This is a genomic window from Pseudonocardia ailaonensis (assembly GCF_039531635.1).
GTDB lineage: Bacteria > Actinomycetota > Actinomycetes > Mycobacteriales > Pseudonocardiaceae > Pseudonocardia > Pseudonocardia ailaonensis.
The window spans coordinates 202683-214257 of sequence record NZ_BAAAQK010000023.1; the positions used below are offsets into that span (position 1 = coordinate 202683).

Sequence of the window (11575 nt, forward strand, 5' to 3'; positions counted from 1 at the left end):
GCGGGCGTGGCCGTGGCCGGGAACCGGCTGGCCGCGGACCCGCGGGTGGACCCGCGGATCAGGGCGGCGTTCGCGGACTGGCGGATCGCCGACCACGGGAACTTCGCGACCCGCGAGGAGGTCCTCGCGGCCGCGTGCTCACCCGAGGGACTGCGGGCCACCGAGGGGCGGGCCGCGTTCTTCGAGCGGTTCGAGAGCGAGGCGGTCTGCCCGTCCGCGCCGTTCGCCGTGCGGGAGCTCGAGTACCCGTCGGCGCCGGACGGCAACATCTGCCGGATCAGGCTGGTCGCGCCGCGCACCGGCGGCCCCTTCCCGTGCGTCTACTACGTGCACGGGGGAGGGATGGCCCGCGGCTCGGCGTACGACGGCAACTACCGGCTGCTCGCCCGGATGATCGCCGCGCACGGCGTCGCGGTGGCCATGGTGGACTTCCGCAACTCGGTCACGCCGTCGTCGGTCGCCGAGGTCGCGCCGTACCCGGGCGGCCTGCACGACTGCGTGTCGGGCGTCGAATGGCTCGCCCGGCAGGCCGGGCGGCTGGGTCTGTCGGGAGACGTCGCGGTGGCGGGCGAGAGCGGGGGCGCCAACCTCGCCCTCGCCACGGCGATGTCCCTGCGCGATCGCGGTGCGGCGGGCCGGGTCCGGGGCGTCGGCCTCCTCGCGCCCTACATCCGCGGCATCTGGCCCGCCGACGAGTGCCCCTCGTCCGTGGAGAACAACGGCCTCTTCCTCGACTGCCACACGAACATCGGGGTGATCTCGTACGGCGTCGAGGCCTACGAGGCGCGGGATCCCCTTGCCTGGGGCATCTTCGCGACGCCCGCGGACCTGGCCGGCCTGCCGCCCGTCCACGTGTCGGTGAACGAGCTCGACCCGTACCGGGACGACGGCATCCTGTTGTACCGCCGGCTCCTGGAGGCGGGGGTCGAGGCCGACGGGCAGGTCGTGCTGGGCACGACCCATGCGGTGGAGATCTTCCCGACGGTGTGTCCGGAGCTCAGCCGGCGCTGGGCCGCGACGGTGGCGGCTCTGGCGTCCGGCGGGGTGTCGAGTGTCGAATGAGGTGGGAGTGGCTATGACGGGTCGGTTGTCCGGGAAGGTCGCGCTGGTCACGGGGGCCGGGCGCGGCATGGGACGTTCGCACGCGGTGACGATGGCGCGCGAGGGCGCGGACGTGATCGTGCTCGACGTGTGCGCGCCGCTGGAGGGGCTGCACTACGAGCTGTCCTCGCCCGAGGACCTCAAGGAGACCGCGCGGCTGGTGGAGGCCCAGGACCGGCGCGTGGTCCAGGTGGTCCGCGACATCCGCGACCTCGAGGGCATGAAGGCGGACGTCGCGGCGGCGGTGGGGGAGCTGGGCCGGCTCGACGCCGTGGTCACGAACGCCGCGATCGCGACCACCACCCCGTGGGACCAGGTCACCCCGCAGATGTGGCACAACGAGATCGAGGTCAACCTCACCGGGACCTGGAACACCGTCGTGGCCACGGTGCCGCACCTGGTCGAGGCCGGGGGCGGGTCGCTCATCCTGGTGAGCTCGGTGGCCGGGGTGAAGGCGCTGCCCTTCCTCGCCCCCTATGTGGCGTCGAAGCACGGCGTGACGGGCCTGGCGAAGGCGCTGGCGATCGAGCTCGCGGAGCAGAAGATCCGGGTGAACTCGCTCGCACCGGGCAGTGTGGACACCCCGATGCAGGGCGGCCGGGCGGCGGTGCAGGAGCGGTTCGGGGACATGTTCGCCGAGCACCCGTTGTGGCAGAACAAGTTCTCGAACATGTTCGGCATCCCGTACATGGAGCCCGTGGACCTGTCCAACGCGGTGGTCTACCTCGCCTCGGACGAGTCGCGGTACGTCACCGCGCAGTCCCTGGCCGTGGACGCCGGCTTCTCGCACTTCTAGGAGGGCTCGCACATGAACGGCTTGGGCGACGTCGCCGTCGTCGGCCTCGGCGTCACGGACATGACGCACCGGGTGTACGGCTCGGGGCGGGACTTCGCCGCGGAGGCGCTCGCCCTCGCGCTCGCCGACGCGGGTCTCGACAAGAGCGATCTCGACGGGCTGCTCGTGCACGGCAACCAGACCGCCGACTCGTCGCCGGAGCTGGCGAACGCGCTCGGCCTGCGCGAGCTGCGGCTCTTCTCGGTGATGTACGCGGCCGGGGCCGGGGCCGGCGGGATGCTGCAGTACGCCGCCATGGCGATCGGCGCGGGGCTGGTGGACACCGTGGCGCTGGTCTTCTCCGACGCCCCGCTGCGGCCGAGGGCCAAGGCGTCGAGCACGCAGTACGGCGGGGCGCCGAGCCGCACGCCCGAGGGCTGGGACTACCTGCCCTTCGTCCACGGGGACTTCGGGGTGGCGGTCTCGGGCTACGCCCTTGCCGCCCAACGACACATGGACCTCTACGGCACGACGAGCGAGCAGCTCGGCGCGATCGCGGTGGCCCAGCGGGCCTGGGCGCAGCTCAACCCGGCGGCGCAGATGCGCAAGCCGATGACCCTCTCCGACCACCAGTCTTCCCGGCTCGTGGTGGAGCCGTTGCACCTCTTCGACTGCTGCCTGGTGTCCAACGGCGCGGTGGCCCTGGTCCTCACCTCCGGTGCCCGGGCCCGCGACCTGCCGCAGCCCCCGGTCTACCTGCGCTCGGTCGTGCAGTCGCACCCCGGGGACGACGGGACCGGGGACCGGGACGGCATGCTCGTCACCGGTGCGAGCCGGGCCGGTCCGGCGGCCCTGCGCGCCGCGGACCTCGAGCTCTCCGACATCACCCTGCTGCAGCTCTACGACTGCTTCACCTACACGGTGCTGGTCACGCTGGAGGACCTCGGCTTCTGCGGCAAGGGCGAGGGCGGTGCCTTCGTCGCCGACGGGAAGCTGGGCCCGGGTGGCTCGCTCCCGACCAACACCGGCGGTGGGCAGCTGTCGTCCTTCTACATGTGGACCTTCACCCAGCTGTCCGAGGCGGTGATCCAGGGGCGCGGTCAGGCGGGGGAGCGCCAGGTGGCGCGCAACGACCACATCCTCGTCAGCGCCAACGGCGGCATCCTCCGCAACCACGCGTCGATCGTGATGAGCCCGCACCGAGGAGCGAGGACATGAACGCCGAACATCCCGAACGACCCGACGAGGACCCCTGGGACGTGTTCCAGGAGGGCGCCCGCCGCGGGGAGCTCCTCCTCCGCGAGTGCGGGGACTGCGGTGCGCGGTCGTGGCCGGTGCCGTGGATGCAGCGGTGCCACCGCTGCCTCGGTGCCGACACCCGCTGGCTGGTTGCCGGCGGCACGGGGACCCTGTACACGTTCGCCCGGATCCACCAGGACTACCACCCGTCGATCGCCGACCGGACGCCGTACCCCATCGGCATCGTGGACCTGGCGGAGGGCGCCCGGACGGGCCGCGTCGGCCTGCTGGTGGAGCCCGGCGCGACCCTGCGGGCCGGCAGCCCGGTCGCGGCGGAGTTCCGCGAGGCGCCGGACGGCAGCACGATCCCCTGGTTCGTGGTCCGATGAGCACCTCCGACGCCGGTGTGCAGCCGGTCTACGTCGTCGGCTCCGGCATGACGGCCTTCGGGAAGTTCCCCGATCTCGCCCTGGGCGACCTCGGCCGGATGGCGGGGGCCGAGGCCCTGCGCGACGCCGGGGTGCGGCCCGCGCAGATCGGGGTGATCGCCTGCGGCACGGCCCGCAGCGGCAGCCTGCAGTCGCGGGAGAGCGGCGTCGGGCAGCTGATCGGCTGGGAGCTCGGCATCGAGGGCGCCCCGGCCTACAACGAGAAGGCCTACTGCGCGTCCGGTGCGCTCGCGTTCTCCGTGGCCCACATGGCGTTGGCCTCCGGCACCCACGACGTGGCGCTGGTGGTGGGAGTCGAGCGGATGTCCACACGGGACGGCAAGGGTCGCCCGATCACCTCGGACGGGATGGTGCTGGAGGGCGAGCAGGGGTTCTCGCCGCCCGCCTACTACGCGATGGCGGCCCGGCGGCACATGGAGGTCTACGGCACCACGCGCAGCCAGATCGCCAAGGTCGCGGTGAAGAACCGGCGTGCGGCCGCCGACAACCCCAAGGCGCAGTACCGGGCGCCGATCACCGAGGCGGACGTCGTCGGCGCCAAGCCGGTGGCCGGACCGCTGACCCTGCTGGACTGCTGCCCGACCGGAGACGGCGGTGCGGCGCTGGTGCTCGTCAACGCCCGGGGCGCGGAGCGGCTGGGGCTCGACCCGGCGATCCGGGTCGGCGGCTCGGCCATCGGCAGCGGGTACTTCGGGGACCAGACGCGCAGCCTCACGAGCTTCCGGCTGGACCGGGAGACCGCGAGGCGGGCCTACGAGCAGGCCGGCGTGGGCCCGGCCGACATCGACGTGGCCGAGGTCCACGACTCGTTCTCGGTCGCGGAGATCATCCACTACGAGGACCTCGGGTTCTGCGGTCCGGGGGAGGGGGGTGGCCTGGTCGAGAGCGGTGCCACCGCGCTCGGCGGCCGGATCCCCGTCAACACCGGTGGGGGCCTGCTCAACCGCGGCCATCCGCTCGGCGCCACCGGCGTGGCCCAGCTCGTGGAGCTGTCCGACCAGCTCCGCGGCCGGTCCGGGGCGCGCCAGGTCGAGGGCGCGCGCCGCGCGCTGGCCCAGATCTCCGGCGGGTTCCACGAGGGCGACTTCGCGACCTCCGGCGTCACCATCCTCGAGGGGACCCCGTCATGACCTCCATCGGCGAGCAGTCCCTGGGCCTCAAGGTCTTCGGCGGTGCCGAGGGCGAGGAGGACGCGACACCCGCGCTGCTCGGCAGCAGGTGCCCCACCTGCGGGGACGTGCGCTATCCCCGGCGGGTGCTCTGCCCGGTCGATCTCGGCGAGTGCGAGGAGCTCGCGTTCGCGGGCACCGGGACGCTCTTCGAGTCGGTGCGGATGGAGATCGCGCCGCGGGGCTTCGAGCCGCCGTTCCTGGTGGGGTTCGTCGACCTCGACGAGGGCGCCCGGCTGTTCGCCCGCCTCGACTGGCCCGACGGCGTCGCCCCGAGCCACGGGGACCGCGTGGAGATGACCGTGGGCGTCGTGCGCCGCGGTGAGGAACCGCTCCTCGGGCCGATCTTCGTGCCTGCCGGCTGAGCGCGGTCCGACGCGGGGACGGCCACCGTGAGCTCCTCCGAGGAGCTCACGGTGGCCGTTCCTCGTCCGGGCCCGCCGCCGGGGCAGGCGGGCCCGGAGGGACTACCGACCGGGGACGGGGCTCGGGGCGCGCCGGCTCTTCTCGACGGCGGGCCGGTGCACGGGCGGCCGGGACGCGGTGTCCAGGCGCAGCCCGAGGCGGGGCAGGAACCGGGTCACGGCCCAGTAGAGGTACTGGTCGCCGGGCCACTGGGTCACGTTGCGGCCCGAGGCCACGTGGTAGTAGTTCGTGCAGCCGGACTCGAGCGCGCTCGAGTGCACCGCGAGGCGCCGGTCGATCCAGTCCACGTACCGGCGCAGCGCCTCGGGCTTCGTGTCGACGGCCGCGGGCCGGCCCCGCCGGGCCAGCCGGCCGACCGTCCGGGCGACGACCTCGGCCTGGCGTTCCAGCTGGATGATGATGGAGCCACCGTTGGTGTTGGGGCCGAACAGGATGAAGAAGTTCTTGAACCGCGGCACCGTCATGCCCAGGAAGGCCTTGGGCTCGCCCGCCCAGGTCTCGGTGAGCGTGCGGCCGTCGCTGCCCCTGACCTCGACGGTCGACAGGTAGTTGGTCGGCTGGAACCCGGTGCCGAGGATCAGGACGTCCACCTCGGTCCTCGTGCCGTCCGCGGTGACGATCGAGTTGCCCTCGACGGCGACGACCTCGTGGGGGTGCAGCTCGACCTGGGGCTTGTTGAAGGCCTGGTAGAAGTTGTTCGCCTGGACGCCCCGCTTGCAGCCGTAGGCGTAGTGGGGGGTGACCGCCTCACGGACGGCCGGGTCCTCGATGGTGCTCGCGATGTGGTTCTCGCACAGCGCCCGCATCTCCGCCTGCGTGCTGCTCGTGGCGTCGTAGGCCTCGTACAGGCGGTGGTAGGTCCGGAAGAACTGGTACCGCTGCAGCTTCTGCAGCAGGGGGAACCGGCGGTAGCGGTCCCGCTCCCGCTCCGTGTACACGCGCTCCTTCTTGGGCACGACCCAGCCGGGCTGGCGCTGGAACACGTGCAGCTCGCCGACCGAGTCCGCGATCGAGGGCACGACCTGCGCCGAGGTCGACCCGGTGCCGACGAACGCCACCCGCCTGCCCGTGAGGTCGTGCTCGTGCTCCCAGCGCGCGGTGTGGAAGCGGGGGCCGTCGAAGTCCTCGAGGCCGGGCCACTCCGGGTAGCGGGGCACGTTCAGCATGCCGGTGCAGCTGACCACGACGTCGAACTCACGGACCTCGCCCTCCGTCGTCGTCACGGTGTAGGACGAGGCGGCGGGGTCCCAGACCGCCGAGACGACGCCGACCCCGAACCGGCAGCGGTCGCGCAGGCCGAACTCGTCGATCACGTCGTCCACGTAGCGCCGCAGCTCGGGCTGCTTGGCGTGGGTGCCGGACCAGTCGTAGGACTTGAACGAGAACGAGTACGCGTGGGACGGGACGTCGACGGCACAGCCGGGGTAGGTGTTGTCGTACCAGGTTCCCCCGGCGCCCGGGGAGCGCTCGAAGACGGTGAAGTTGTGCAGACCCGCCCGGGACAGCTTGACGGCGGTGGCGACTCCGCCCAGGCCGGCACCGATGATGGCCACGCTGGGTTGCCGCCGCGGTCGACGAGCCACTGAACTCTCCCCACTGAACGGTGTGAGCGATGAGGTGGATGAACGTTCGTACACCGGTACTCTAGGGTACCTGCTGAGTCCGGCGTGTCCAGTGCTTCGGGACCGCCGGGCACGGGGTGCGTGCGACGACGTCGAGCTCGAGAAGGTGAGGCCGCGGTGGCGAGCGACAGGTTGGCGGGCAAGGTCGCCCTGGTGACGGGTGGCGCCAGCGGGATCGGGGCGGCGGCGTGCGCCGCGTTCGTGCGGGAGGGCGCCCGGGTCCTGATCACCGACATCCAGGAGGAGGCCGGCGAGAAGCTGGCCGCCGAGCTGGGGCCGAACGCCCGGTTCGCCCCCCTCGACGTCGGGGACGAGGACGGCTGGGCCGCCGCGGCCGCCACCGTGCGGCAGTGGGCGGGACCCACCACCGTGCTGTTCAACAACGCCGGGGCCTTCACCACCGGCGGGGTCGAGGAGGAGACGGTCGAGGGCTACGAGCGCACCATCCGGGTCTGTCAGACGGGGATGTGGCTCGGCATGCGCGCGTGCATCCCGATGATGCGGGACGCCGGGGGCGGCTCCATCGTGAACACCTCGTCCGTCCGGGCCATGCTCGGCAGCCGGATCATGATCGCCTACCAGGGCGCGAAGGGTGCCGTCCGGAGCATGACCAAGGGCGCCGCGGTGCGGTACGCCGAGGAGGGCATCAGGGTCAACTCCATCCATCCCGGTGCCGTGGCGACCCCACCGATGCGCGAGCGGATGACCGACGAGTTCCAGGCCGAGCTGATGCGGGTGACGCCGCTCGGCCGGATGGCCGAACCGGAGGAGATCGCCTCCGCGGTGGTCTTCCTCGCCTCCGACGAGGCGTCGTTCATCACGGGTGCCGAGCTGGTGATCGACGGCGGCTGGTCCGCCCAGTGACCGCGGTGGACCCGCTCCGCGTCGAGCCGTGCGGGTCCGTCACCGTGGTCACCCTCGTCGCGCCGCGCCGGCCGCGCGGACGATGTCCGCCTCGGACAGCAGGACGTGCTGCGCTGCCGGGCCGAGGGGGATGAAGCTGTCCACACTGGTCACCCGGGCGATCCGCCCGTCGTAACCGCCGTCGACGAGCGCCGCCAGCACCGACTCCGACACGCCGCCGCTCCGGCGGGTCTCGTCGACGACCAGGACCGTCGAGTGTCGCCCGGCCAGACGGAGGATCTCGTCGACGGGGAGCGGTGCGAGCCACTGGAGGTCCACCACGGTGGCCTCGATCCCCGCCCGGGCCAGGGTCCCGGCGGCGAGCACGCTCATCCGCACCCCGTTGCCGAACGTGAGGATCAGCAGGTCGTCCCCCTGCCGCACCGTCCGCACCCGGCCCAGCTCGCACGACGGGTCGGCCGACCACTCCGCGGGCGGCGCGTACGGCGCGGTCCACGCCCCGTCGCCGTCGTGCAGGTCACGCTGGTGGTAGAGCGCGATCGGCTCGACGACGACGCACACCCGGCCCTCCGCCAGAGCCAGGCCGGCGCACTGCCGGAGCAGTCCGGGCGCCGACGACGGATGGCTCGGTACGGCGAGGACGAGGCCCGGGATGTCGCGCAGCACCGCCAGCGAGTTGTCGTTGTGGAAGTGCCCGCCGAAGCCCCGCTGGTAGGCGAGCCCCGCCACCCGCACGACCATGCCGTTCTCGTACTGCCCGTTCGAGAAGAAGCGCAGCGTGGCGCCCTCCCCGCGCAGCTGGTCCTCGGCGTTGTGCAGGTAGGCGAGGTACTGGATCTCCGGGATGGGGAGGAAGCCCGCGAGCGCCGCCCCCAGGGCCGTCCCCAGGACGGTCTGCTCGTCGAGCACGGTGTCGAGGACGCGATCGGGGCCGAAGGACCTGAGCAGCCCGCGGGTCACGCCGTAGACCCCGCCCTTGCGCCCCACGTCCTCGCCGAGGACGAGCGCCTGCGGATGGGCCGCCAGCAGGTCCCGGAGCGCGGCGTTGATCGACTGCGCCAGGGTCAGCGGACCCTCGTCCTCGGGCGCCCGGGTCCGGAAGACCCGGGAACGGTCCGCGGACGAGCGGGCCGCCCGCCGCGCGACCTCGACCGGCTCCCGGTGCACGAGGGGCTCGGCGACCTCCCGCGCGCTGCGCAGGTACTCCCGCGGGACCCGGGCCGCGCTCGCGGCCACCGTCGCGCGGGCCGCCTCGTAGCGTTCGAGGATCTGCGTGGCCGTCAGGACCCGGGCGTCGAGCAGCGCCCGGGCCGTGGCCAGCAGGGGATCGAGCTCGTGGTCACGCTCGATCTCGCGGGCCGAGCGGTACGCGATCTCGGCGTCCGAGCCGGCGTGGCCCAGGAACCGGACCGTCTCCAGGTGCAGGATCGCGGGCCGCCGCTCCTGGCGCACGTACGCGACGGCGTCGGTGGCGGTGCGCATCAGGTCGAGCGGGGCGGTCCCTTCGGCGCGGTGGTAGCGGACACCGGGGAACGAGCGGAGCAGGTTCGCGACCCATCCGGCCGGTGACCGGGTGCTGATGCCGAGCCCGTTGTCCTCGCAGACGTAGAGCAGCGGGAGCGGCAGCCGCCGATGGGTGCAGTAGGCGGTGACGGTGAGCGCGCCCAGGGCCGTCGAGTGGTTGGCGGAGGCGTCGCCGAAGCTGCACACCACGACGCTGTCCGGGAGCCAGGGCGACTCGATGTCGCGCCGCGCGGGGTTGTCCATCGCGTAGGCGAGGCCGAAGGCCCTCGGCAGGTGGGAGGCGATCGTCGACGTCTGCGGGATGATGCCGAGCGCGACGCTCCCGAACACCTTGTGGCGGCCCCCGGAGATGGCGTCGGCGGTCGAGGACATGGCGCCGCGGAGGATGTCGTCGGCCGCGGACACCCCGGGGACCTGGCTCGCGCGCGCCGCGTAGAAGCCCCCCGAGCGGTAGTGCAGGAGTGCCGGATCGGTCGGCCGCAGTGCCAGCGCGACCGCGGCGTTCGACTCGTGACCGGCCGAGCCGATCGTGTAGAAGGCCTCGCCGCGGGACTGCAGCTCCCGGGCGGCGAAGTCGGTGTGGCGGCTGACGGCCTGGGCGTCGAACAGTGTGAGCAGCGTGTGCTCCCCGTGCGGCGTCAGGACGAGGGGCGAGGCCCCGGTGGGCAGCTCGCCGACCCGCTTCGAGAAGTTGGCGTCGATCGCGTCCATCGCCCGGCCTTCCGTCGGTCCTCCTCAGCCTCGTGCACGAACCGGTCGACGGCGACGGGCGGAGGCTCCGGGTCCGTGACGCAAGCATCAGACCTGCTTGGCCTTGCCTGCTACCCACGCTATGGTCGGCCGACGCGAAAGGACGGCCGTGCTCAATCCCATCCATCTCAGGACGGTGGCCGCCGTCGTGCGCACGGGCTCCTTCGCCGCCGCCGCCAAGGAGCTCGGCTACACGTCGTCGGCGGTCTCGCAGCAGATCGCGAGCCTGGAGCACGACGTGCGGCTGGTGCTGTTCGAGCGCCGGGCGCGGTCGATCGCGCCCACACCCGCCGCGACGTTCCTCGCCGACCGGTCCATCGAGGTCCTCGCGCTCCTCGACGACCTGCAGGACGCCGTCGGCGAGCTGGCGGGGGGCGAGCGCGGACGGCTGCGCATCGGCAGCTTCCCCACCGCGAGCGAGCACCTGCTCCCCGGCGCGATCGCCGAGCTCGCCGCGCGCCTGCCCCACGTCGGCATCGAGCTCGAGGAGGCCGAACCCGACACCCTCGTGCCGCGGGTCTCGGACCGCCTGCTCGACGTCGCGCTGGTCTACGAGTACGACCTCGTCCCGCGGGCGTGGCCCCGCAACCTGCACCGGTCGGTCCTGCTGAGCGAGGACCTGGTCCTGCTGCTCCCGCAGGACCACCGCCTGTCGGGCGAGGTGCGGCTGTCCGAGCTGGCGGGGGAGACCTGGATCTCCACCGCCGCGGGCACGTCGGGTTCCGAGTGCCTCCTGCGCCTGTGTGCCGCGCAGGGCTTCATCCCCCGGGTGGCCTTCCGGACCAACGACTACGACGTCGTGCGGCGGTTCGTGGGCGCGGGACTCGGCGTCGCGCTGGTGCCGCGGCTGGGCGCGGCCGGCGACCCGCACACGCGGAGGGTCGCCGTGGCGGGACCGAACGCCCAGCGGCACATCCTGGCGGTCCGGCGGCGGGTCGGCGGCAGTCCGCTGGCGGCGGCGGCCCTGGCGGCGCTGACCCGCGCCGCGAACAGCCGCTCCGGCCTCTGAGCGAGCGACAGCTCTGCTTCGGGTCCGCGAGGTGCCGTCGACCCGTGTCGTCGGTCGCGACCGCACCGCACCTCGGTCACGGCCCGGCCGATCTCCGGGTCCGGGCGGGCGGTGCTCAGAGGGTGGTCATCCAGCCGTGGGAGTCGTGGCCGGTGCCGCGTTGGATGTCGGTGAGCAGCTCACGCAGGCGGGTGGTGATGGGGCCGGGCTCACCGTCGGCGACCCGGACCTGCTCGACCGTGTCGCCGTGGGCGTACTTCACGCTGCCGATCGGGGTGATCACCGCCGCGGTGCCGCAGGCGAACACCTCGGTGATACTGCCGTCCGCGCAACCGGTGATCCACTCCTCGGCGGAGATCCGGCGCTCGCTGACCTGGCAGCCGATCTCCTTGCCCAGCACCAGCAGCGAGTGCCGGGTGACACCCTCGAGGATGCTCCCGGACAGCTCCGGGGTGAGCAGCTCGGTCCCACCGAGGACGAAGAACATGTTCATGCCCCCCATCTCCTCGATCCACTTCTTCTCCGCCGCGTCGAGGTAGGCGACCTGCGCGCACCCGTGCTCGGCCGCCTGGGCCTGCGGCAACAGCGACGCCGCGTAGTTCCCGCCGCACTTCGCGGTCCCGGTCCCGCCGACCGCGGCGCGGGTG

Annotated in this window: 11 protein-coding genes; 8 read left to right on the forward strand and 3 right to left on the reverse strand. The window is 73.0% G+C overall.

The genetic code is table 11. The features are described from left to right. Window positions 1–6: 6 nt before the first annotated feature. From ABD324_RS28275 to ABD324_RS28300, 6 genes are read left to right on the forward strand one after another with little or no spacing between them, the layout of a single operon-like run. Window positions 7–1062 carry an alpha/beta hydrolase gene (locus ABD324_RS28275; RefSeq protein ID WP_344423709.1) on the forward strand — a complete coding sequence of 352 codons (1056 nt, stop codon included), beginning with the start codon at window positions 7–9 and terminating at the stop codon, window positions 1060–1062. Window positions 1063–1075: 13 nt separating this feature from the next. Further along, a complete protein-coding gene (locus ABD324_RS28280) occupies window positions 1076–1897 on the forward strand; it encodes a mycofactocin-coupled SDR family oxidoreductase (protein WP_344423712.1) in 822 nt (273 codons plus the stop codon). Window positions 1898–1909: 12 nt separating this feature from the next. After that, the gene (locus tag ABD324_RS28285) at window positions 1910–3094 is read left to right on the forward strand and encodes a thiolase family protein (RefSeq protein ID WP_344423715.1); all 1185 of its coding nucleotides are present in this window, start codon (window positions 1910–1912) and stop codon (window positions 3092–3094) included. Beyond that, window positions 3091–3504 (forward strand): Zn-ribbon domain-containing OB-fold protein, encoded by a 414-nt coding sequence (locus ABD324_RS28290; RefSeq protein ID WP_344423718.1) that lies wholly within the window; start codon window positions 3091–3093, stop codon window positions 3502–3504. The genes ABD324_RS28285 and ABD324_RS28290 overlap by 4 nt, the downstream gene beginning before the upstream one ends. Continuing rightward, window positions 3501–4694, forward strand: coding sequence for a thiolase family protein (locus tag ABD324_RS28295; RefSeq protein WP_344423721.1), 1194 nt, complete (start codon window positions 3501–3503; stop codon window positions 4692–4694). The genes ABD324_RS28290 and ABD324_RS28295 overlap by 4 nt, the downstream gene beginning before the upstream one ends. Continuing rightward, the gene (locus ABD324_RS28300; RefSeq protein ID WP_344423724.1) at window positions 4691–5098 is read left to right on the forward strand and encodes a Zn-ribbon domain-containing OB-fold protein; all 408 of its coding nucleotides are present in this window, start codon (window positions 4691–4693) and stop codon (window positions 5096–5098) included. The genes ABD324_RS28295 and ABD324_RS28300 overlap by 4 nt, the downstream gene beginning before the upstream one ends. Before the next feature lie 102 nt (window positions 5099–5200). On the opposite strand, the gene ABD324_RS28305 is transcribed toward ABD324_RS28300, so the two are convergent. Next, window positions 5201–6712 (reverse strand): flavin-containing monooxygenase, encoded by a 1512-nt coding sequence (locus ABD324_RS28305; protein ID WP_344423727.1) that lies wholly within the window; start codon window positions 6710–6712, stop codon window positions 5201–5203. A gap of 186 nt (window positions 6713–6898) precedes the next feature. Here ABD324_RS28305 and ABD324_RS28310 point away from each other — a divergent pair, with 186 nt between their 5' ends. Then, window positions 6899–7645 (forward strand): glucose 1-dehydrogenase, encoded by a 747-nt coding sequence (locus ABD324_RS28310; protein WP_344423730.1) that lies wholly within the window; start codon window positions 6899–6901, stop codon window positions 7643–7645. A gap of 48 nt (window positions 7646–7693) precedes the next feature. Here the strand turns inward: ABD324_RS28310 and ABD324_RS28315 are convergent, their stop codons facing one another. Beyond that, window positions 7694–9880, reverse strand: coding sequence for a transketolase C-terminal domain-containing protein (locus ABD324_RS28315; protein ID WP_344423733.1), 2187 nt, complete (start codon window positions 9878–9880; stop codon window positions 7694–7696). A 148-nt stretch (window positions 9881–10028) separates the two neighbouring features. On the opposite strand from ABD324_RS28315, the gene ABD324_RS28320 reads away from it, so the two are divergent. Next, window positions 10029–10928: a LysR substrate-binding domain-containing protein gene (locus ABD324_RS28320; RefSeq protein WP_344423736.1), complete on the forward strand. Its 900-nt coding sequence runs from the start codon at window positions 10029–10031 to the stop codon at window positions 10926–10928. A gap of 115 nt (window positions 10929–11043) precedes the next feature. Here the strand turns inward: ABD324_RS28320 and ABD324_RS28325 are convergent. Next, window positions 11044–11575: aminotransferase class IV (locus ABD324_RS28325; RefSeq protein ID WP_344423739.1), on the reverse strand; the 532-nt coding region annotated here is incomplete at its 5' end.

Bases quoted from the DNA above. Each gene is read 5' to 3' on its own strand.
- ABD324_RS28280 (WP_344423712.1), top strand. From the start codon at position 1,076: ATGACGGGTCGGTTGTCCGGGAAGGTCGCGCTGGTCACGGGGGCCGGG.
- ABD324_RS28285 (WP_344423715.1), top strand. From the start codon at position 1,910: ATGAACGGCTTGGGCGACGTCGCCGTCGTCGGCCTCGGCGTCACGGAC.
- ABD324_RS28290 (WP_344423718.1), top strand. From the start codon at position 3,091: ATGAACGCCGAACATCCCGAACGACCCGACGAGGACCCCTGGGACGTG.
- ABD324_RS28295 (WP_344423721.1), top strand. From the start codon at position 3,501: ATGAGCACCTCCGACGCCGGTGTGCAGCCGGTCTACGTCGTCGGCTCC.
- ABD324_RS28300 (WP_344423724.1), top strand. From the start codon at position 4,691: ATGACCTCCATCGGCGAGCAGTCCCTGGGCCTCAAGGTCTTCGGCGGT.
- ABD324_RS28315 (WP_344423733.1), bottom strand. From the start codon at position 9,880: ATGGACGCGATCGACGCCAACTTCTCGAAGCGGGTCGGCGAGCTGCCC.